21 protein-coding genes are annotated in these 19,922 nt (G+C 73.8%); 10 read left to right on the top strand and 11 right to left on the bottom strand.

The window, feature by feature from the left end:
* The 4 genes from FHX39_RS20050 to FHX39_RS20035 form a co-directional block, all read left to right on the top strand.
* A partial coding sequence (locus FHX39_RS20050) for a pyridoxamine 5'-phosphate oxidase family protein (protein WP_183342610.1) occupies window positions 1–271 on the top strand: 271 nt, incomplete at its 5' end.
* 33 nt (window positions 272–304) lie between these two features.
* A complete protein-coding gene (locus FHX39_RS20045; protein WP_183342608.1) occupies window positions 305–562 on the top strand; it encodes a ribbon-helix-helix domain-containing protein in 258 nt (85 codons plus the stop codon).
* The gene (locus FHX39_RS20040; protein WP_183342606.1) at window positions 543–977 is read left to right on the top strand and encodes a TA system VapC family ribonuclease toxin; all 435 of its coding nucleotides are present in this window, start codon (window positions 543–545) and stop codon (window positions 975–977) included. Before FHX39_RS20045 ends, FHX39_RS20040 begins: the two co-directional genes overlap by 20 nt.
* Window positions 970–1,542, top strand: a complete 573-nt coding sequence (locus FHX39_RS20035) for a dienelactone hydrolase family protein (RefSeq protein ID WP_183342597.1) — start codon at window positions 970–972, stop codon at window positions 1,540–1,542. Before FHX39_RS20040 ends, FHX39_RS20035 begins: the two co-directional genes overlap by 8 nt.
* Window positions 1,543–1,545: 3 nt before the next feature.
* On the opposite strand, the gene FHX39_RS20030 is transcribed toward FHX39_RS20035, so the two are convergent.
* From FHX39_RS20030 to FHX39_RS20015, 4 genes are read right to left on the bottom strand one after another with little or no spacing between them, the layout of a single operon-like run.
* Window positions 1,546–3,330 (bottom strand): FUSC family protein, encoded by a 1,785-nt coding sequence (locus FHX39_RS20030; RefSeq protein WP_183342595.1) that lies wholly within the window; start codon window positions 3,328–3,330, stop codon window positions 1,546–1,548.
* 41 nt (window positions 3,331–3,371) lie between these two features.
* Window positions 3,372–4,166 (bottom strand): precorrin-6A synthase (deacetylating), encoded by a 795-nt coding sequence (gene cobF, locus FHX39_RS20025; RefSeq protein WP_183342593.1) that lies wholly within the window; start codon window positions 4,164–4,166, stop codon window positions 3,372–3,374.
* Entirely contained in the window at window positions 4,163–5,725 is a 1,563-nt protein-coding gene (locus tag FHX39_RS20020; RefSeq protein ID WP_456299351.1) for a cobyric acid synthase, read from the bottom strand. The genes cobF and FHX39_RS20020 overlap by 4 nt, the downstream gene beginning before the upstream one ends.
* Window positions 5,722–6,729 carry an EamA family transporter gene (locus FHX39_RS20015; RefSeq protein WP_183342591.1) on the bottom strand — a complete coding sequence of 336 codons (1,008 nt, stop codon included), beginning with the start codon at window positions 6,727–6,729 and terminating at the stop codon, window positions 5,722–5,724. The genes FHX39_RS20020 and FHX39_RS20015 overlap by 4 nt, the downstream gene beginning before the upstream one ends.
* Window positions 6,730–6,831: 102 nt before the next feature.
* Here FHX39_RS20015 and FHX39_RS20010 point away from each other — a divergent pair, with 102 nt between their 5' ends.
* Window positions 6,832–7,380, top strand: coding sequence for a CGNR zinc finger domain-containing protein (locus FHX39_RS20010; protein ID WP_183342589.1), 549 nt, complete (start codon window positions 6,832–6,834; stop codon window positions 7,378–7,380).
* Here the strand turns inward: FHX39_RS20010 and FHX39_RS22370 are convergent.
* Both FHX39_RS22370 and FHX39_RS20000 read right to left on the bottom strand, forming a co-directional pair.
* Complete coding sequence (locus tag FHX39_RS22370) at window positions 7,377–7,958, bottom strand: DUF2332 family protein (protein ID WP_198424094.1); 582 nt, start codon at window positions 7,956–7,958, stop codon at window positions 7,377–7,379. The two genes, FHX39_RS20010 and FHX39_RS22370, sit on opposite strands and share 4 nt — an antisense overlap.
* Window positions 7,937–8,746, bottom strand: coding sequence for an alpha/beta fold hydrolase (locus FHX39_RS20000; protein WP_183342585.1), 810 nt, complete (start codon window positions 8,744–8,746; stop codon window positions 7,937–7,939). The genes FHX39_RS22370 and FHX39_RS20000 overlap by 22 nt, the downstream gene beginning before the upstream one ends.
* Window positions 8,747–8,958: 212 nt before the next feature.
* On the opposite strand from FHX39_RS20000, the gene pdhA reads away from it, so the two are divergent.
* From pdhA to FHX39_RS19985, 3 genes are read left to right on the top strand one after another with little or no spacing between them, the layout of a single operon-like run.
* Window positions 8,959–10,077 carry a pyruvate dehydrogenase (acetyl-transferring) E1 component subunit alpha gene (pdhA, locus tag FHX39_RS19995; protein ID WP_183342583.1) on the top strand — a complete coding sequence of 373 codons (1,119 nt, stop codon included), beginning with the start codon at window positions 8,959–8,961 and terminating at the stop codon, window positions 10,075–10,077.
* Complete coding sequence (locus FHX39_RS19990) at window positions 10,074–11,084, top strand: alpha-ketoacid dehydrogenase subunit beta (RefSeq protein WP_198424093.1); 1,011 nt, start codon at window positions 10,074–10,076, stop codon at window positions 11,082–11,084. Before pdhA ends, FHX39_RS19990 begins: the two co-directional genes overlap by 4 nt.
* Before the next feature lie 49 nt (window positions 11,085–11,133).
* Window positions 11,134–12,567, top strand: a complete 1,434-nt coding sequence (locus FHX39_RS19985) for a dihydrolipoamide acetyltransferase family protein (protein ID WP_183342581.1) — start codon at window positions 11,134–11,136, stop codon at window positions 12,565–12,567.
* Window positions 12,568–12,597: 30 nt separating this feature from the next.
* On the opposite strand, the gene FHX39_RS19980 is transcribed toward FHX39_RS19985, so the two are convergent.
* The 4 genes from FHX39_RS19980 to FHX39_RS19965 form a co-directional block, all read right to left on the bottom strand.
* Window positions 12,598–13,470, bottom strand: a complete 873-nt coding sequence (locus FHX39_RS19980) for a DUF350 domain-containing protein (RefSeq protein ID WP_183342579.1) — start codon at window positions 13,468–13,470, stop codon at window positions 12,598–12,600.
* A gap of 49 nt (window positions 13,471–13,519) precedes the next feature.
* Complete coding sequence (locus FHX39_RS19975; RefSeq protein ID WP_183342577.1) at window positions 13,520–14,878, bottom strand: glutathionylspermidine synthase family protein; 1,359 nt, start codon at window positions 14,876–14,878, stop codon at window positions 13,520–13,522.
* Window positions 14,878–15,336: a hypothetical protein gene (locus tag FHX39_RS19970; protein ID WP_183342575.1), complete on the bottom strand. Its 459-nt coding sequence runs from the start codon at window positions 15,334–15,336 to the stop codon at window positions 14,878–14,880. The genes FHX39_RS19975 and FHX39_RS19970 overlap by 1 nt, the downstream gene beginning before the upstream one ends.
* 98 nt (window positions 15,337–15,434) lie before the next feature.
* Window positions 15,435–15,803, bottom strand: coding sequence for a VOC family protein (locus FHX39_RS19965; RefSeq protein ID WP_183342573.1), 369 nt, complete (start codon window positions 15,801–15,803; stop codon window positions 15,435–15,437).
* Window positions 15,804–15,829: 26 nt separating this feature from the next.
* Between FHX39_RS19965 and FHX39_RS22365 the strand changes: the two genes are divergently transcribed.
* The gene (locus tag FHX39_RS22365) at window positions 15,830–16,693 is read left to right on the top strand and encodes a DUF6597 domain-containing transcriptional factor (RefSeq protein ID WP_198424092.1); all 864 of its coding nucleotides are present in this window, start codon (window positions 15,830–15,832) and stop codon (window positions 16,691–16,693) included.
* 105 nt (window positions 16,694–16,798) lie between these two features.
* Window positions 16,799–17,698, top strand: a complete 900-nt coding sequence (locus FHX39_RS19955) for a DUF559 domain-containing protein (RefSeq protein ID WP_183342571.1) — start codon at window positions 16,799–16,801, stop codon at window positions 17,696–17,698.
* Between the two features lie 68 nt (window positions 17,699–17,766).
* Here the strand turns inward: FHX39_RS19955 and FHX39_RS19950 are convergent, their stop codons facing one another.
* Complete coding sequence (locus FHX39_RS19950; protein ID WP_183342569.1) at window positions 17,767–19,632, bottom strand: acyl-CoA dehydrogenase; 1,866 nt, start codon at window positions 19,630–19,632, stop codon at window positions 17,767–17,769.
* Window positions 19,633–19,922: the final 290 nt, after the last annotated feature.

Below are 19,922 nucleotides of genomic sequence, written 5' to 3'. Positions count from 1 at the left end.
TTACGAGCCGGAGACCCGCCTCGCGCGGGTGATCACGGGCGGCGGTTCGGTCAAGGCGCGGCTCGCCGCCCGGCCGGGTGCGGTCGCCGCGCTCTGCCAGGTCGACGGGCGCCGCTGGCTCACGCTGAGCGGCCCGATCCACGTGGAACGCGACCCGGCGAGCGTCGCCGACGCGGTCGCGCGCTACGCCGGCCGCTACCGCGAGCCGCGGGTCAACCCGGAGCGCGTGGTCCTCGTCGTCGAGGTGACGCGGATCCTGGGGCACGGCTGACATATCCGCATACGCGTGCGTATGGTGATGTGCATGCGGACCACGATCAACCTGCCGGACGAGCTCTACGGCGAGGTCAGGCGGCGGGCGGCGGACGAGGGTCGCACCGTGACGTCGTTCCTGGAGCAGGCACTCCGTGCTGCCCTCGCGCGGCACGAGGCCGGCGAGAAGCCGCCCTTCGTCATCGATCCCTTCGTGGGCGACGGGGTGCTGCCAGGAGTCGATCTGAACAACAGTGCAGCGCTCCTCGAGCTCATGGAGGAGGACCTCGATGTTGATTCCCGACGTTAACGTCCTGGTGGCGGCCTTCCGGACGGACCACGAGATGCACGCGACGGCGAGTGCGTGGTTGCAGTCGGCGTCGTCCGGCGTCGAGACGGTCGGCCTGAACGACAACGTGCTGGCTGCGGTTGTCCGGATCGTGACGCACCCGAGGATCTTTCGGACGCCGACGCCGTCGACGCGGATCTTCGGCCAGCTCGACCGGTTGCGCGAGAGGAGCCAGATCGTCCGCCCAGGACGCAGCTGGTGGACGATCTTCGCCGGCCTGTGCAACGAGACGCCCGTACGAGGAGGGCTGGTGGCCGACGCCGCCCATGCGGCGACGGCGATCGAGGCGGGGGCGACCTGGGTGACCTTCGACCGCGACTTCGCGCGCTTCCCCGGCCTGCGGTGGAGGACACCGACGGAGGAGACCCGTGGCTGAGGTCCTGCTGTTCCACCACGTGCTCGGGCGCACCCCGGGCATGGAGGCGCTCGCGGAACGCTTCCGCGACGCCGGGCACACGGTCCACCTGCCCGACCTGTTCGAGGGCCGGACGTTCGACGACCGGGAGGCGGGCCGGGCGTACGCGGAGGAGGTCGGGTTCGACACGATCATCGAGCGCGGTCGGCTCGTCGCGGCGGAGCTCCCGCGCGAGCTCGTGTACGCCGGCGTCTCGCTCGGGGCGCTGCCCGCCCAGCTGCTGACGCAGACCCGGCTCGGCGCCCGCGCGGCCCTCCTGATCAGCGCGGCGATCGAGCCGAGCGACCTCGACGCACCCTGGCCGGCCGGCGTCCCCGCCCAGCTGCACCTGATGGAGGGCGACCCATTGCTCGAGGAAGGTGACCTCGACGCCGCGCGCAGCATCGTCGCGACCGTGCCGGCCGCAGAGCTGTTCCTCTACCCCGGCTCGGGGCACCTCTTCACCGAGGTCGGCAGCGCCGACCACGACGAGGACGCGACCGACCTGCTCGTCCGGCGGGCGACGGAGCTCCTCGCCCGGCTCTGACGCTCAGACCAGGAGTACGCGCCGGAGGTCCCCGACGTCACGGGACACGAAGGACGGGACGTCGCCGAGCCCGGTCGCCGGCCCGCCGTGCCGGATCCGCGTGGCCAGCCGGCGCAGGCCCTCGCTCGGGGGTGGGCCGGCGTCGGTGAGGCGCGCCCGACCCTCGGCCGAGCCCTCGCGGCCGCCGGACTCCTCCAGCCGGTAGGCCTCGGCCAGCACCCGGTACGCCAGCCGCTCCCCGGCGACGACCACCGGCCACAGCCGTTCGGCCGCGTCGCGCTGGGCGGGGAACCCGTTCAGGTTGTTCGTGCTCGTCTCCCGGAGCCGCGTCACGGAACGTTCCAGGTCGCGGCGGGCCCGCAGCCCCGCCGGTGAGACGACCCGGTCGGGCGTCAGCTGGTCGACGGCGTCGGCCGCCGCCTCGAGGGCTGCGGCCAGCGCGTCGGGCAGCCAGGCCGCCGGGGTCTTGCGCGACACGAGCGCGAACACCGAGAGCGCCACGCCGGCGCCGATCAGGGTGTCCAGCGCCCGGGCGAGCAGCAGCTCGCCGGCGTCCTGCGTCGACCCGGCCACCCCCATCAGCAGTGCGGAGCAGGTGATCAGCACGGCCGCCGCGGCGTAGTTCCGCGGGACGAGCAGCTGGGCGCCGTAGACCACGACGGCGACGACGGCGACGAGGACCGGTCCCACCGGGTCGGCCCGCAGGACGAGGGCGACGGCCCCCACGCCGAGCACGGTGCCCGCGCTGCGCTCGAGGCCGCGCTGGACCGTACGCCGCTGGTCGAAGCCCGTCGCGAGCACGAGCACGCTCGTCGCCACCGCCCAGTACGCGTGGCTCAGGCCGAGCGCGGAGGCCAGGACCCCGGACACGAGCGACGCCACCGCCACCCGGACCAGCACCAGGAACGACCGCGAGCCGGGCTCGAGCGCGGTCAGCAGCACCCGGCCCGGGTGGGGGCGGCCGAGCGGCAGGGCGAACAGGACCCCGCGCTGCCGAGGTCCGCGCCGGCGCCGGGCCTGCCACCCGAGCTGGCGGGCGCGACCCGCAGCGCCGGGGTCGGGTGTGCCGCGGCGCAGCGCGTCGGCCAGCACGAGCTGCAGCGTCCGGCTGATCTCGCGCAGCCGCAGCAGGCCCTCCGGCGGACGGGCCCGGCCGGAGCGCGACGCCACCGGCTGCTCGGCGACGAGCACCGTCCAGGCCTGCTGCATGGCCAGGGCGGCCGCGTGCTGGAGCTCGTCGGAGCCGGGCCCGCCGACCGCGTCGACGAAGTCGGCCACGGCGTCGGCGGCGTGCGCCACAGCCTGGCGCTCTGGACCGTGCCGGTCGACCAGCGCCCCGGTCAGCTGGAGCAGCGTCGCGAACAACCCGCCGGCCAGCACGAGCAGCCCGCTCTGCACCGGGTCGGCGCTCTCGGCGTGCAGGGCCGTGCCCGTCGCGCAGCAGAGGGCGAACTGGTACGCGCCCGGCACGACGGCGAACGCGTTGCAGATCCACGTCGCCACCACGGCGATCAGCGTCACCACGAGGACCCCGGCCCACGGCACCTCCTCGGCCCAGATCCCGAGGGCGACCGCGAGGGCCTCGCCGAGGGACACGAGCACGAGCAGTCGGGTGCGGTAGGCGTACGGGCGGCCGCCGCCGAAGAGGCTGGCGAAGCCGCCGACCGCGACGAGCAGGCCCAGGCTGAGGTGCCCGGTGGCGTAGCCGACCGAGGCGGGCACGACGATCGAGAGCATCGTGCGGAGCGCGAGGTGCCACGTCCGTGGGGCCCGCCGGAGCAGGAACATCGCCCGCAGCCCGCGCGGCTCTGGTCGCGGCGGCGCCGGCGTCACCGCCCGGTGCCCGGTCTGAGCAGATAGGTGTCCATCACCCAGCCGCGAGCGGCGCGGACGGCGTCGCGCCGGCGGCGGATCTCGGGCAGGACCTCGCGCAGCGGACCGCGGACGAGGGCCTCGTCGTACAGGCCCAGCTGGGCGCCCCAGAAGATCTCGAGGTCGGGGTGCGTCTCGACCAGCCCGGCGCAGGCCAGGTCGCCGTCGAGCATGACGACGACGTCGCCGAGCGCGTCGTCGTACTCGCCGACCAGGCGGCGTCCGGTGGTGATGTGCACGGGGCGGCCGACGCGGTTGAGCGCGACGCGGTGCCGCGCGGCGAGCAGGCTGACGCTGCTGATGCCGGGCACCACCGTGACCTCGAGGGTCACGCCCTCGGCGCCGAGCAGGTCGCCGATCGTCTCGACGACCCGCAGCGTCGAGTCGTAGAGCGACGGGTCGCCCCAGACGAGCAACCCGACCGTGCCGTCGTCGCCGACCTCACGCGTCACGGCCTCGGCGTGGCGGCGGGCCCGTTCGGTGTGCCAGTCGCGGACGGCCCCGGCGTACGCGGTGGAGTCACGCTCGGCGTCCGGCCCGCGCTCGGGGTCGGGGACCTCGACGAAGCGGTAGCGGTCGTGCGTGATCACCGCCGCGCAGAGCTCCGCGCGCAGGGTGACGAGGTCGCGGGTCGCCGCGCGCTTGTCCGCGACCAGGAACACGTCGACGGCGTTCAGCGCGGCAACGGCCTCCCCGGTCAGGTGCCCGGGGTCGCCGCTGCCGATGCCGACGACGAAGACCCGGACGCTCATCGCGCCACCGCCCTGCTCGACGCGACGCGGGTCTCGGCCAGCAGCAGGTCGAGGTCGAGGTGCTCCTCGACGGCGTCGGCGAGGGTGTCGATCATGGCCTCGCGGCGGGCCCCGTACGCAACCGCGTCGGGCGCGGGCGTCCAGGACGAGCCCGCCGCCGCGGCGACCTCGACGAGCCAGGCCCTCCGGAACGCGTCGTTCTCGAGCGCGCCGTGCCAGACCGTGCCCCACGTCGACCCGACGCGCCAGCCGTCGAGGAACCCTTCGACCGGCTCAGGGAACGTGGTGGCGTCGGCCGACGCCGCGCGCTCGGCCCGGCCGTGGTGGATCTCGTACGCCTGCACCGCGTGGCCGCGCCAGCTCCCGGCGGGGCGGCCCAGGGACTTCTCGACCGCGAACCGCGTGACGACCGGCAGCAGCCCCAGCCCGTCCACCGCGACGCCCGCGCTCGAGCCGACGTCCGCCTCGACCCCCGCCGGGTCCTCGACCCGGAGGCCGAGCATCTGGTAGCCGCCGCAGATCCCGAGGACGGGGGCCTCGCGCCCGACGCGGTCGAGGACGGCGGCGGCGATGCCGGTGCGGCGCAGCCAGGCCAGGTCGGAGAACGTGGCCCGCGTGCCCGGCAGCACGGCCAGGTCCGCGCCGGCGACGACCTCGGGGTCGGTGGTGACGAGCACCTCGACGCCGGGCTCGGCGGCCAGGGCCTCGACGTCGGTCGCGTTCGACACCCGGGGCAGGCGGACGACCGCGACGCGCAGCCGTGCCCCTTCCGCCCCGGAACGCACCGAGCGCCGCCACGCGCCGACCTCGAGGGAGTCCTCCGCGTCGAGCCAGACGCCGTCGAGCCACGGCAGCACGCCGGCGAAGGGGACGCCCGTACGCCGGGTGATCTCGGTCAGCCCGGGCGCGAGCACGCTCGGGTCCCCGCGGAACTTGTTGACCACGAACGTGCGCACCAGCGCCCGGTCCTCGGGCTCCAGCAGGGCGACCGTGCCGTAGAGCGCGGCCAGGACACCGCCCCGGTCGATGTCGCCGACGACGACGACCGGCAGGTCGAAGCGGCGGGCGAGCCCGAGGTTGACGTAGTCGCCGGCGCGCAGGTTGATCTCGGCGGAGGACCCGGCACCCTCGCAGACCACGAGGTCGTGCGCGCTCTCGAGCTCCTCGTACGCCGCCCACGCCGCCTCCGCGAGGTGGCGTCGACCGGTCGCGTACTGACCGGCCTCGAGCACGCCGGCGGGGCGGCCGCGGACCACGACGTGGGCCCGGCGGTCGGTGCCGGGCTTGAGCAGCACGGGGTTCATCGCCGAGGTGGGTTCACGCCGGGCCGCCTGCGCCTGCAGGATCTGCGCCCGTCCGATCTCGGCGCCGTCGGCGCAGACGCCCGAGTTGTTGCTCATGTTCTGGGCCTTGTACGGGACCACGTCCAGACCGCGCCGGACGAAGGCCCGGCACAGCCCGGTCACCACGAGGGACTTGCCGGCGTCCGAGGTCGTCCCGGCCACGAGCAGGCCGGTCGCCCCCGGTCTGCTCACCGCGCTGTCAGCCGGACCGCTCACCGCCTGATCGTAGAGCGGAACCGGCGGTAGAGGACCCGGCCGGCCGCCCACGGCGGCGCGGTGGCCGCCCCGCCCTGCACCACGACGATGCCGGCGAGCACGAGCAGCCCGCCGAGCACCTGCTCGGTCCGGGGGACCTGGCCGAGCAGCACGGCGGCGAAGACCACGGCGAACAGCACCTCGGTCAGGCCGACGAAGGACGCGATCGCGCTGCCGAGGCGGCGCACCGCCATCACGCCGGTCAGGTAGGCGACGACGGCCGACACCAGGATCAGCAACGACATCGGGACCCACCAGGGCACCGAGGCGCCCGCGAGGGTGGTGGCGCCGGTCGACGCGGCCAGCGGCAGCAGCCCCGTGGCGCCGACGAGCAGGAGGAGGACCGCACCGACGCCGGTGCCGGCCGCGGTCAGCAGGAGCGGCGGCACGGGTTCGACCCCGGGCTTCGGGTCGGCCAGCACGAAGTACGCGGCCAGGCAGAGCATCGCGCCGAGGCCGTACGCCACCCCGATCGCCGAGACGGTGAGGCCGTGCCGGACGTCGAGGACCAGGGCGAGGCCGATCAGGGCGAGGCCGGCACCGACCCCGATGGCCGGGGTCGGGCGGTCGCCGTGCGCCCAGCGCCAGCCGATGAGCACGACCGGTGCGAGGTACTCCAGGAGCAGCGCGACGCCGACGGAGAGGTACTGCAGCGCGCTGAAGTAGAAGAGCTGCGCGCCGGCCACGGCGACGATGCCGTAGACGACCAGCTCGCGCGACTGGCGCCCCGACGGCAGGCCCGTCCGGCGCAGGAGCAGCAGGCAGGGCACGAGCAGGACGAGGAACGCGCCGCCCACGCGCGCGGCGACCAGCGCGGCCGGCGACCAGCCGTCGTCGAGCAGCGCGTGCCCGAAGGAGCCCGAGAGGCCGAAGGCGGCGGCGGAGCCCAGGCCGATGGCCAGCCCGCCCGCGCGGCCGGGTACGGGGGACGCGGTCGGGGTGCTGACCGTCTCGGTCGCCGTCACGGCGGTGCTCCTTCACTGACGAGCTGCTGGCGGGGTCGTGGTGTCACGACCGTCCATCACTTACACTCGTGACACTAAGCGAGGGTCCTGTCAGGAGTCAAGATGTTGTTCACCGGTGACACGGAGGAAGCGCTGGCCGAGGCCACGACGCTCGTGAACACCCGCCTGGACGGGGTCGACCAGCTCGAGACCCGGGCCGGGCTGGACGCGTTCCTGCAGGAGTACGCGATGACCGGGGAGCGGCTCGGCACCGAGGCCGAGCTCGAGGCCGTCCGCGAGATCCGCGAGCGGCTGCGGGCCGTGTGGTCCGCCACCGACCGGGCCGAGGCGGCCGCGCTGGTCAACGCGATCCTGCGCGAGACGGCGACCACGCCGTACCTGATCAAGCACGATGCGCTCGACTGGCACCTGCACATGACGGAGCCGTCGGCACCGCTCGCCCACCGGATCGGGGCGGAGTCGGCCATGGGCCTGCTGGACCTGATCCGCACCGACAACCTCGGCCGGCTCAAGACCTGCGCCGCCGACGACTGCGACGCCCTGCTGGTCGACCTGTCCCGCAACTCCTCCAAGCGCTACTGCGACACCGGCAACTGCGGCAACCGCGCGAACGTCGCCGCCTACCGCGCCCGCCGGCGCGAGTCGGGCTAGTCCCCGGCCCCGTTTCCGTCTGCAGCCCCGCCCTCGGCGAGCCAGGCCAGCTGCCGGCCGCGGGACCAGCAGCGGGCCACCGCCTCGGCGTGCCGGGTCGCGTGCCGGAGCAGGGTGACGCCGACGATGCTGTGCCCGGACGCGGGACGGTCGCCCAGCGTCGGGACGCCGGGCGCCACGCCGACCCCCTCGACGGACACCCACGCCACGGTCCGGTGGGTCGCGGCCGCGTCGAGCAGCTGCAGGAAGCGGAGGCGACGCACCGGGACCAGGGCCGACAGCGCCCAGGTCGTGACGACGACCGGCAGCACGCCGTCCGGCACCTGGGCCACGACGTCGGGCAACGACTCGAGCTCCCGCGGGTCGACGGTCCCCCGGAGCACGACCTCGGGCCCGGGACAAGTCGGCACCGGTCGGTGGCCCACGACCCGGAAGTCGGTCGCCGCCGAGGGCCCCGGCCCGCCCAGCTCGACGAGCCCGACGGTGCCGGTTCCCGCCCGGTGCGCCGCCTCGGCGACGGCCGGGCGCAGCACCCCGGGACCGACGTCGGCGTCGGTCACCGCCGGGTCGGGCCGCACGACCGGACGAACCCCGTCAGCACGGACGCGAAGGCGGTCGCGTCCCACACGTGGTGCGCGCCGGAGACCTCGCGGACCTCGGTCTGCGGCAGGACCGTACGGATCCGCTCGGCCGCCTCGACCATGGCCGGGAACGTGGAGGTCCCGTACGTCGCCAGGACCGGCACGTCGACCTGCTCGCGCAGCGCACCGGACTCCAGCCCGGCGGTCGCCCAGCGCAGCGACTGCCCGTCGGCGCGGAGGCTGACGACGCCCGCGTAGATCACCGGCCAGGCCGGCGACGCCTTGGCGCCGGCCAGCCACTCGGGCGGCATGTCCTTCATGTACCACTCCTGCGCGGCCTCGAGCTCGCCCGCGTCGATCCGGCGCTCCAGCTCGTCGACCCAGCCGGCGGTCTGCGACGCGGGTGCGGCCACCGGGGCCTCCCAGAGCAGCAGGCCGTCGACCGCCAGGCCCTGCGCCGCGGCGTACAGGCTGATGCTGCAGCCCGACGAGTGCCCGCAGAGGACACCGTGCCCGCCCTCGGCCGCGAGCACCGCCCGCAGCCCCTCGACCTCCCGGTCGAGGTCGAGCCGGCCCTCGGCCGCGCTCTCCCCGCGGCCCAGCCGGTCGGGCACGAGCACGGTGACGCCGGCGTCGGCGGCCACCCGGGCGGTGGTGGCGATGCCGTCGTCGCCGCGCAGCGAACCCGCGCCCGCCACGAGCACCGCCGTCGGACCTCCGTCGGCGGGCCCGTAGCGGTCGTACGCCACCCGGTCGCCCCGGGTGCTGGTCGCGAGCTCGGTCATGGTGCTCCTCCTGGTCGGCGTCGGCTGCGGTCGTGCCCAGGGTCCGACCCGCCCGGCTCCGCGCACTCATCGGGTCCGGCACCGGCGCCCGGAAAACCCAGGAAGTAGGCACCGCAAGTTGTTTTCCCTCGTCCCGAGACCCGGATGTACGTTGACCGAACCCGCCTCGACGGCGCCCCACCGGGCGGTCGGACGGGCCCGAGAGGAGCACCGTGAGCGACGTACGTGAGAGCGGCGCGGACGACACCGTGGCGGTCCAGCTGCTGACGCCGGACGGCGAGCGGGTCGAGCACCCGGACTACGCGTACGCCGGAACCGACGACCAGATCCGCGACCTGTACGCGCAGATGGTGCTCGTCCGGCGGGTCGACGCCGAGGCGATCGCCCTGCAGCGGCAGGGCGAGCTGGGTCTCTGGCCCTCGCTGCTCGGCCAGGAGGCCGCGCAGATCGGCTCCGCCTACGCGCTGCGGTCGCAGGACTACACGTTCCCCACCTACCGCGAGCACGGCGTGACGATCAGCCGCGGCATCGACCCCCTCCGGCTGCTGGCCATGTTCCGCGGGACCGAGACCGGTGCCTGGGACATGGCCAGGTACGGCGCCCACCTCTACTCGATCATCATCGGCACCCAGGGCGTCCAGTCGGTCGGCTACGGCATGGGCCTCGAGCGCGACGGCCTCGTCGGCAGCGGCGACCCGGAACGTGACGCGGCGGTCGTCTGCTACTTCGGCGACGGGGCGACGAGCCAGGGCGACCTCAACGAGGGCCTGATCTTCGCCGCGTCGTACAACGCCCCGGTCGTGTTCTTCTGCTCGAACAACCAGTGGGCGATCTCCGAGCCCAGCGAGCGCCAGTCCCGCGTCCCGCTTTACCGGCGCGCGGCGGGCTTCGGCTTCCCGGGCGTCCGCGTCGACGGCAACGACGTGCTGGCCGTGCACGCGGTGACGACGGAGGCGCTGGACCGCGCACGTTCCGGGAACGGGCCGACGTTCATCGAGGCCTTCACCTACCGGATGGGTGCCCACACCACCTCCGACGACCCGACCAAGTACCGCCTCGCCGACGAGCTCGAGCACTGGCGCGCGCGCGACCCGCTGAGCCGTGTCCGGGCCTACCTGGAGCGGACCGGCGCCGCCGACGCGGCGTTCTTCGACGAGGCCGACGCGGTCGCCGACGCCCTGGCCGTCCAGCTGCGGCGCAACTGCCTGGCCCTGCCCGAGCCGTCGCTGGCCGAGACCTTCGACTGGGTGTACGCCGACCCGTCCCCCGAGCTGACCGAGCAGCTGGCTCGTCACCGGGAGTACGCCGCGAGCTTCGAGGAGGCCCGATGAGCGACGCCGCGCCGGCGCCCGTGCGCACGATGACGATGGCCAAGGCGCTGAACGCCGGCCTGCGCCGGGCCATGGAGGACGACCCGAAGGTCCTCCTGATGGGCGAGGACATCGGCAAGCTCGGTGGCGTGTTCCGCGTGACGGAGGGCCTGCAGAAGGACTTCGGTGAGGCCCGCGTGGTCGACACCCCGCTCGCCGAGGCCGGCATCGTCGGCACCGCGATCGGGCTGGCCGTCCGCGGCTACCGACCGGTGTGCGAGATCCAGTTCGACGGCTTCGTCTTCCCCGCCTTCGACCAGATCGTCACCCAGGTCGCCCGGATGCGCTGGCGCACCCGGGGCCAGGTGCCGATGCCGATCGTCATCCGCATCCCGTTCGGCGGCGGCATCGGGGCGGTCGAGCACCACAGCGAGTCGCCCGAGGCGTACTTCGCGCACACGGTCGGGCTCAAGGTCGTCTCCTGCTCCAACCCGGTCGACGCCTACTGGATGATCCAGCAGGCTGTTCGCTCCGACGACCCGGTGATCTTCTTCGAGCCCAAGCGGCGCTACTACGAGAAGGCGGAGGTCGACACGCGTGGGACAGACGGAGCCGTCCCGCTCCCGCTGCACGGCTCGCGCGTCGTCCGACCCGGTCGGGACGCGACGCTGATCGCGTACGGGCCGATGGTCAAGACCTGCGTCGAGGCGGCGGAGGCGGCGACGGACGAGGGCCGCGAGCTCGAGGTCATCGACCTGCGGACGCTCTCGCCGCTCGACCTCGGCCCGGTCTTCGACTCGGTGCGGCGTACGGGGCACGCGGTCGTCGTGCACGAGGCGCCGGTGAGCGTCGGGCTCGGCAGCGAGGTCGCCGCGCGGATCACCGAGGAGTGCTTCTACTCCCTCGAGGCCCCGGTGCTGCGGGTGGCGGGCGCGGACGTGCCCTACCCCCCGAGCCGCATCGAGGAGGACTACCTGCCCGACCTCGACCGCGTGCTGGACGCGGTCGACCGGTCGCTCTCCTACTGAGACCTGCCGACTGAGAACTGCTACCGAGACCGAAGGACACCGAGAAGACGTGGCGACGAACGAGTTCCGCCTGCCCGATCCCGGCGAAGGCCTGGTCGAGGCCGAGATCGTCACCTGGCGGGTGGCCGTGGGTGACGAGGTCAAGGTCAACGACATCCTCGTCGAGATCGAGACGGCCAAGTCGTTGGTCGAGCTGCCGAGCCCCTACGCCGGGACCGTGACGGCCCTGCTCGTCGACGAGGGCCAGCTGGTCGACGTCGGCGCACCGATCGTCGCCATCTCCGACGGTGCCGACGAGCCCGTCCCCGACCCGGCGACCGCGCTCGGGGCCGAGCAGGTTCCCGGGTCGCCGGTCACCGAGGCCGCGGGCGAGGCCCGCGTGGCGAACCTCGTCGGCTACGGCCCGCGGAGCACGGACTCGAAGCGCCGGGCGCGCAGGGGAGCGACGGAGCAGGTGCCCGCGACGGCCCCCGTCACCGGCAACTCGCTGCCCGCGGAGCCGACCGCTCCGGCGGCGCGGGCGGCCGGGGACGCACCGTTCCTCGGGGGCGGTCCGGCCGTGCTGGCCAAGCCGCCGGTCCGCAAGCTCGCGCAGGACCGCGGGGTCGACCTCACGACGCTGACCGGCAGCGGTCCCGGCGGGATCATCACCCGCACGGACGTCGACCGGGCCAGCGCGCCCGAGCCGGCGCCGGCCCGGGTCGCCGCGGCGCCGACCGCCGCACCGACACGGTCAGTCCCCTCGCCCGCCCCGGCGCGGGCGGCGGACCCCGACCGCGAGACGCGCGTCCCCATCAAGGGGGTGCGCAAGGCGACGGCCGACGCGATGGTGCGGTCGGCGTTCACGGCGCCGCACGTGACCGAGTGGGTGACGTGCGACGTCACGGCGACCATGGAGCTCGTCGACCGGCTCCGTGAGCGGCGCGAGTTCCGCGGGGTGAAGATCTCGCCGCTGCTCGTCGTGGCCAAGGCCGTGTGCGTCGCGCTCAGCCGCGTCCCGCAGCTCAACGCGTACTGGGACGAGGCCGCGCAGGAGATCGCGACGCTGCACTACGTCAACCTCGGGATCGCGGCCGCGACCCCGCGCGGGCTGGTCGTGCCCAACCTCAAGGGCGCGGACGCGATGACGCTGCTCGAGATGGCGCAGGCCATCAACGCCGTCGTCAGCACGGCGCGCGACGGCCGTACGTCGCCGTCCGACATGGCGGGCGGGACGTTCACGATCACGAACGTCGGCACGTTCGGCGTCGACGCCGGCACCCCGATCGTCAACCCGGGCGAGGCGGGCATCCTCTGCATCGGCCAGATCGCCCGGCGCCCCTGGGTCGTCGGCGCGGGGCGCGACGAGCGCATCGAGCCGCGCTGGGTGACCACGCTCGCGGTGTCCTTCGACCACCGGCTCGTCGACGGTGAGCAGGGCTCGGTGTTCCTCTCGACCGTGGCCCAGATCCTCACCGACCCGGGGCTGGGCCTGCTCTTCTGAGCGGGACCGCCCCGGCCGTCGGGTCCGCGCTCAGAGCTGGTGGCGCACGACCGCCGCGACCGTGATCGCGACGACGACGAGCAGCACCGCGCTGAAGGCGGACGCGCCCACGAGCTGTCGCTCCTGGATCTGGTTCAGCGTCGCGGAGCGCAGGATCAGCCGGTTGGTCACCCACCGGAACAGATAGAGCATCGCGACCGCGAAGAGGCTGGTCGCGGCGAAGGCGACGAGCCCGTCGGTCCAGCCGGTGAAGTCGCCGGCGACGCCCTCGCGGACGACGATCCCGACGGCCGCGAGCACGCCGCCGGCCTCGAACCCCGCGGTGAGGCTCCGCCCGCGGACGAGCTGCCGCACCGACCACGGTGTGACCAGCTCGTGCAGCCAGAAGACGCCGACGACGACGGCGAGCCCGAGCAGGCCGAACACCACGGTGCTGGCCAGGCTGAGGCCGAAGGTCGCGGCCGACCCGGTCAGCGACCCGTTCAGGACGAAGCCGAAGCCGACGTAGAAGCCGGCCTCGAGCACCCCGAGGGCGACGTTGCCGTCCAGGAGCTCCTCGGTGTTGCGCTCCCGCAGCAGGATCGCGTCGACGAGGTAGCGGACGCCCAGCAGGGCGACGAACACCCAGGCGAGCTGCGCGGCCTGCAGGGGGAGCACGTTCCAGGGGTAGTCGTCCTCGCCTCGGGTGATCGTGGGCAGCGAGGCGATGCCGAAGGCGAGCACGAGGGAGCTGCGCTGCACTAGGTAGGCCACGCTGCCCTGCTCGAAGAGGACCTGGCGGTCGTCGAAGTGCGTCAGGGCGTTGTGGGTCGCCCACAGCGCAGCGCCGACCGCGAGCGTCAGCAGCAGGCTGACGGCGGCGGCCGGCCAGCTCAGGGCGATCGCGTGCAGGTAGTCGAGCATCGAGGTGTCCTCCGGGGGCGGGCTGCGGGTCGGCGGTGGTCGCGCGGGGTCAGCCGCGCACGACGTGCGGCACGCACACGCTGAGGTTGTCGATGACGACGGTCTGGTTCTCGCGGAGGTCGAGCCCGGCCGGCTCCCCGTCCACGAGGAAGATCCCGAGGGTGGCGTAGTTGTCGCCCTCGAGGCCGACGAAGTTCGGGCTGGGCGCATAGAGCTGGATCACGGCCGGCTCGTCACCGTACGGCCCGGGCGTCTCCAGCACGGTGGCGCCGTCGACGACGACGCGCACGTTCGCGCCCTCGCGCCCGAGGATCGGCTTGCGCACGTAGCTCTCCAGCCCTGCGGGCTCCTCGCCCTCGAACCAGGCGGGGACGAGCAGCCGGCTGCGCTCGGGGTCGCGGCCGAAGAGCTGCCACAGCACCGGCAGCAGGCCCTTGTTCGACCAGAGCATCTTGTACGGCGGCTCGACCCAGACGGTGCCGCCCGGGCGGCGCATGTCCTCGAAGACGGCCTGCCCGAACTCCTCGGCGACCATGTGCTCCCACGGGTAGAGCTTGAAGACGACGTCGAGGTGGTCGCCGGCGACGCCGCTGGTGCCGTCGTAGAAGCGGCCGTCGTCGCCGAGGTGGATCTTCTCGACGTAGAGCCAGCGGGTCTCGTAGCCGGCGTCGGTGCACGCCTGCTGCATCACGCGCAGGTTCTGCAGGTCCTCGTACGAGGAGCCCTCGACCCGGACGGCTCCCTGCTGCTCGGGCGGGACCAGGTACGCGAGCTCGGGCAGCAGGTTGTCCTGCCACGTGCAGGCGAAGTGCACGACGGGTCGGTGGCCGAGCGCCTCCTCGGCCTCGGCCAGGTTGCGCCGCCAGGCGGCGACGAGCATCTCGTAGATGCCGTTCCACTGGTCGTCGCCCTGGCGGGTCTGGTCGAACCAGTCCCACTGGATCACCGCGGCCTCGAGCAGGGAGGTCGGGGTGTCGGCGTTGAACTCGTAGAGCCGGATGCGGCCGAGGGCCTCGTCGGCGCCGTCCTGGAGGTCGGTGCAGGTCGGGTCGAGGAGCCGGTTCCCGCCGTAGACGACGTCGATGCGGCCGTAGACGCTGCCCCACTCGGGGGTGCGGTTCCAGGTGGCGTTGATCGCGGGCAGCGCCCAGCGCGGGATGCCCATCTTGTCGGTGGTCTCGGGGTGGGCGAGCAGGAAGTCGCCGGCAACCACGAACATGTCGAACAGCGTCCGGGTGTCGGCGTCCATCTGCTCGACCTCGGCGGCGGAGAAGGCGTAGTGCGCGCTCTCGCTCCAGTAGGAGCGGTTGGTGCCGTCCGGCAGCTGCGTCTGCCAGTAGGTCAGGCCCTGGTCGGCGACCAGCCGGGGCCAGTTCGGACGGGTGGTGCCGGTCGGGCGACGTTCCATCAGCTGCCCGTCCCGCCCTGGGAGCCGCCGAAGCCGCCGCCCTTGGACGAGCCGGCCCTGGTTCCGGAACCGTTCGTGCCCGACGCCGACCGCGACCGGGTGACGGTGCTGCCGAGGCCGCCCGAGCCGGTCACCCGTCCGGTGGCCGGGAGCCCGGCGTTCTGCCGCGCGACCGAGTCGTTGTAGGGCACCATCGACGTCCGCTGGTTGACGGGCAGCTGGTAGCCCAGCCCCCGGCCGCCGCCGAAGCCGCCGATCCAGATGAACCCGGGGAAGCCCCCGCGGTAGCCGTCGTCGCAGTTCGCCTCGTCGATGACCTTGCCGTTGGCGTCGGCGCAGTAGACGTCCTCGGTCACCCGGTCGTCCCCGGAGCTGCAGGCGGACAGGATCCCGGACGCGGCGAGCGCCGTCGACAGCGCGAGGGCGGACAGCCGCGGGACGCGGGAGGTGGGCACCATCAGGCGCTCCTTGGTTCTGGGGGTGGCATCGGGCTCGAGGGAGCCCTCCCAAGGATGCAGTGCCGCAGGTGCACCCGCCGGGCGCCGGGCGGGTCAGCTCACCAACGGGCGGCGTCGGTGAGGCAGAAGGGGTGGCCGGCCGGGTCGAGCAGCACGCGCCAGGTCTCACCCGGCTGCGGGTCGGCGAGCGTCGCACCGAGCGCCAGGGCGCGGTCCTCCTCCGCGGCGAGGTCGTCGCAGCCGAGGTCGAGGTGGAACTGCTTGGCCCCGTTCGCGTGCGGCCAGCCGGGCGGCTCGTACCCCTCGATCTTCCCGAAGCCGAGCGCCGGCCCGCCGCCCGGCGGCACGAGCATGGCGTACGCGTCCTCCACCGCCACGACGTCCCAGCCGAGCAGGGCGGACCAGAAGGCGGCCTCCGCCCGTGGGTCGCTGCAGTCCAGGGTCGTCATCTTCAGCTGCGTGGTCATGGCACCAGCCTCCCTAGGATCGGCCGGTGGGGGATAGGACAAAGGCGACAGGGACGGACGGCGAGGTCGGCGCGACCGCGACCACGGCGGGGATCCTGCGGCCCGACGAGTTCGCGCGCCACGTCGACCTGCAGCGGCTCGCCCCGGCGGCGGACCTCGCGCCCTGGGTCGAGAACCACTGGGTGCTGCGCTGGGACCTGCCCGACGGGGTCGCGTACCCGAGCCAGGTGCTGCCGCACCCCACCGTGAACCTCACCGTCGAGCGTGGTGTGCGCCGGCCGGGAGCGCCGGACGCCGCGGTGCTCGTCACCGGGCCGGTGACGCGACGCTTCGACGTCGAGACGACGGGGCGGGGCTGGGTGTGGGGCGTGCGCTTCCGGCCCGGCGGGCTGCCGGTGCTCGCCGGTCTCGACGCGAGCGGGCTCGCCGAGCGCACGGTCGCGGCGGGCGACGTGCTGCCCGCCGACGTCGTCGGCGCGCTCGACCTGCTCCACGACTCGGGCGCCCCGCCCGACGCCGACCGGGCCCGTGTCGAGGCAGCGCTGCGTCCGCTGGTCGGCCCGCCGAACCCCGAGCACGAGCTCGTGCTCCGCCTGGTCGCCGAGATGCTCGCGGATCGCGGCCTGGTGCGGGTGGCGCAGGTGACCGAGCGCCACGAGCTCTCGACCCGGCGGCTGCAGCGGCTGTTCTCCCGCTACCTCGGCGTCGGCCCGAAGTGGGTCCTCGCCCGCTACCGCATGCACGACGTCGTGGCCGCGCTGGACGCCGGCCACCCGGGCTCGCTGGCCGACCTCGCCGCCGAGCACGGCTGGTACGACCAGGCGCACTTCACCCGCGACTTCTCCGCCCTGGTCGGCACGACCCCGGCCCGCTACCGCGAGGGTCGCTGAGCCGGTGTCTCCTGCCTGACCCTCGGTGTCGTCCGCCCCGCCGAGCTCTGTGGACAGCTTGCTCCGGGGCCGGTCCCGGACGACGGCGTCAGGCTTCCTGGTCCGGTGTCGAAGCTGCAGGACGAGGTCCGTGCCGTCGTGCGCCGTGACGGCGTCGTGTCGCGCCGGGACGAGCCCCGTCTCCGGTCGACCATCGACTGGTTGGTCCGCACGGGCGAGCTGGCTCCGGTCCTGCCCGGCGTCTACACGGCGGCGGAGCAGACCCAGGACTTCCGGGTGCGCGTCCTCGCGCTCCGCCGTTGGAGCCCCGACGCGGTGCTGACCGGTGCCGCTGCCGCCCGACTGACGTTCTGGCCCACGATCCCGGTGACCGACGTCGACGCGGCGACCGACAGGCAGGCCGTCCACGTCGGGTTCCGGCTGGTGCGCCGCACGGTCCCGGACGAGCTGCTCTGGGAGTCGAGCGGGCTGCGGCTGACCGTCCCGGCCCTCACCGCCCTCGACCTCTGCGAGCAGGGCACGGACGGCATCGACCACGTGCTCCGGTCGCGCGCCGCCACCCTCGAGGGGCTCTGGCGGGCGTTCGAGCTGACGCGTGGGCGACGCGGCAACCGGCAGCGGCTGCGCCATCTGCTGGACTCGCGCGCCGAGCCGTGGTCGGCGGCCGAGCGGCTCTGCCACCGCCTGCTGCACGGAGCCGGGATCGAGGGCTGGACGGCGAACCTGCCGGTGCAGGCCGGGGGCAGGAACTACTTCCTGGACGTGGCGTTCCCCGACCTCGGCGTCGTGGTCGAGATCGACGGACGCCTCCACGAGGACGACCCGGACGTCTTCGAGAACGACCGGTGGCGCCAGAACGACCTCGTGCTCGACGGGTGGATCGTCCTGCGCTTCACCTGGACGATGCTCGACCAGCACCCTGACGTCGTCCTGTCGAAGATCCGGTCGGTCCTCGAGGTCGCGCGGTCGGGCCGGCCCCTGACATTCCTTCACTCGATCCGCTGAACGCTTCGCGCGCACGCTCAGCGCGGCAGCGGGGGCGAATCGAGTGAGGCGATGTCAGGGCAGAGTCGTCAGAAGGCGGCCTCGGGGAGGTCCATCACCGACAGGTCGGTCTGCTCGGCCGCGACCCGTTCGGCGGTGAGCCGGGGGAGGACCGTGCGGGCGAACCAGCGGGCGGCGGCGACCTTGCCCTCGTAGAACGCGTGCTCGGCCGGGTCCTGCTCCTCGCCCAGGCGGGCGAGGGCGACCTCCGCGCCGCGCAGCAGCAGCCAGCCGCACACCACGTCGCCGAGCGCCATGAGCAGCCGCGTCGTGTTCAGGCCGACGAGGTAGACGTCGCGCTCCCGGCCCGGCGCCTGCGCCGAGGTGACGTCGCCGATCATCGCGGCGACGATGCCGCCAGCGTCCTGGAGGGCGGTCTGCAGCAGCTCGCGCTCCTCCTTGAGCCGGCTCTCGCTCTCCCCGGGCCCGGCCCCCGAGTCGATCCAGCCCTGCACCTGCACGGAGAGGTCGCCGAGCGCGCGCCCACGGTCGCGGACGATCTTGCGGAAGAACAGGTCCTGCCCCTGGATCGCCGTCGTCCCCTCGTAGAGGGTGTCGATCTTGGCGTCGCGCACGTACTGCTCGAGCGGGTGGTCCTCGACGTAGCCGGACCCGCCGAACGTCTGCAGCGACTCGGTGCCCAGCAGCACCCAGGAACGTTCCGAGCCGTAGCCCTTCACCACCGGCAGCAGCAGGTCGTTGAGCCGTACGGCCGCCTCGTCGACCTCGCCCTGCGAGCGGGACAGCGCGACCCGGTCCTGCACGCTCGCGGTGAAGAGGACGAGCGCCCGAAGGCCCTCGGCTCCCGCCTTCTGCGTCATCAGCGACCGGCGGACGTCGGGGTGGTGGACGATCGTCACGCGCGGTGCGGTCTTGTCGGCCGCGTGGGCGAGGTCCGGCCCCTGCACCCGCTCCTTCGCGTACGCGAGCGCGTTGAGGTAGCCGCTCGACAGCGTCGCGATCGCCTTGGTGCCGACCATCATCCGGGCGTACTCGATGATGTGGAACATCTGCTTGATGCCGTCGTGCACGTCGCCGAGCAGCCAGCCGACCGCCGGCGTCCCGTCCGTGCCGAACGCCAGCTCGCCGGTCGCCGAGGCCTTGATGCCCATCTTGTGCTCGAGCGCGGTCGTCCAGACGCCGTTGCGCCCGCCCAGCTCACCGGTCTCGACGTCGACGTGCCACTTCGGCACGAGGAAGAGCGACAGGCCCTTCGTGCCCGGGCCGCCGGCCCCCTCGACCCCGACGGGTCGGGCGAGGACCAGGTGCACGATGTTCTCGGTCAGGTCGTGCTCGGCCGAGGTGATGAAGCGCTTCACGCCCTCGACGTGCCAGGTGCCGTCGGGCTGGGGGAGCGCCCGGGTCCGCCCGGCGCCGACGTCGGACCCGGCGTCCGGCTCGGTGAGCACCATCGTGGCGGCCCACTCGCGCTCGACCATCAGCTGGGCCAGCTTCCGGTCGCGCTCGGTGCCCTCCCGCCACAGGACCTGGGCCATCTTGGGCCCGGCCGCGTAGAGGTAGGCCGCCGGGTTGGACCCCAGCAGCAGCTCGTTCGCCGCCCACTGCAGCGACGGCGGGCTCGGTTGGCCGCCGAGGTCCGCGGGCAGCTCCAGCGCCCAGGCGCCGGAGTCGAGCAGGGCCCGGTACGACTTCTGGAACGCCTCGCCGACCGTCACCGTCCGCGTCTCGGGGTCGAACACCGGGGGGGTCCGGTCGCTCGAGGCGAAGGTGTCGGCCAGCTTGGTCCGGGCCAGGTGGTCGAGCTCGGAGAGGATCGCCTCGGCGGTGTCGCGGTCGAGGTCCTCCCACGGTCCGACGCCCAGCACCTCCTCGCGGCCCAGCACCTCGAACAGGGTGAAGACGGTGTCGCGCAGGTTCGACCGGTAGTGGCTCACAGCAGGCTCCAAGGTCCGGAAGGACGGGCGGCGCCCATGTTACTGGTCGGTAACTTGAGGTGCTCCCACCCCGCTCGGCGGGGCTCGGTCACACCCGCCCCGCGCGTCACGGAGGACCTGCGCGCAGATGGATAGGCAACAGGTCTAACGTGTCGAATCGTCGGTGAGTTCCCGCCGCCGAGAACAAGGAGCGCCATGACCAGGCTGGACGTCAACTTCTTCGACTACGGCATCCTGTTCATCTACTTCGCGCTGGTGGTGGCCATCGGCCTCCTGGCCCGGCGGGCGAT

Origin of the sequence: Microlunatus antarcticus, assembly GCF_014193425.1 — a bacterium.
Taxonomy (GTDB): Bacteria; Actinomycetota; Actinomycetes; order Propionibacteriales; family Propionibacteriaceae; genus Microlunatus; species Microlunatus antarcticus.
This window is presented reverse-complemented; position numbering and strand designations above follow the sequence as displayed.

Excerpts from the sequence above, each read along its gene's own strand:
- FHX39_RS20045 (WP_183342608.1), top strand. The coding sequence starts at position 305 with ATGCGGACCACGATCAACCTGCCGGACGAGCTCTACGGCGAGGTCAGG.
- FHX39_RS20040 (WP_183342606.1), top strand. The coding sequence starts at position 543 with ATGTTGATTCCCGACGTTAACGTCCTGGTGGCGGCCTTCCGGACGGAC.
- FHX39_RS20030 (WP_183342595.1), bottom strand. The coding sequence starts at position 3,330 with ATGTTCCTGCTCCGGCGGGCCCCACGGACGTGGCACCTCGCGCTCCGC.
- cobF (WP_183342593.1), bottom strand. The coding sequence starts at position 4,166 with ATGAGCGTCCGGGTCTTCGTCGTCGGCATCGGCAGCGGCGACCCCGGG.
- FHX39_RS20010 (WP_183342589.1), top strand. The coding sequence starts at position 6,832 with ATGTTGTTCACCGGTGACACGGAGGAAGCGCTGGCCGAGGCCACGACG.
- FHX39_RS20000 (WP_183342585.1), bottom strand. The coding sequence starts at position 8,746 with ATGACCGAGCTCGCGACCAGCACCCGGGGCGACCGGGTGGCGTACGAC.
- FHX39_RS19990 (WP_198424093.1), top strand. The coding sequence starts at position 10,074 with ATGAGCGACGCCGCGCCGGCGCCCGTGCGCACGATGACGATGGCCAAG.
- FHX39_RS19980 (WP_183342579.1), bottom strand. The coding sequence starts at position 13,470 with ATGCTCGACTACCTGCACGCGATCGCCCTGAGCTGGCCGGCCGCCGCC.
- FHX39_RS19975 (WP_183342577.1), bottom strand. The coding sequence starts at position 14,878 with ATGGAACGTCGCCCGACCGGCACCACCCGTCCGAACTGGCCCCGGCTG.
- FHX39_RS19970 (WP_183342575.1), bottom strand. The coding sequence starts at position 15,336 with ATGGTGCCCACCTCCCGCGTCCCGCGGCTGTCCGCCCTCGCGCTGTCG.
- FHX39_RS19965 (WP_183342573.1), bottom strand. The coding sequence starts at position 15,803 with ATGACCACGCAGCTGAAGATGACGACCCTGGACTGCAGCGACCCACGG.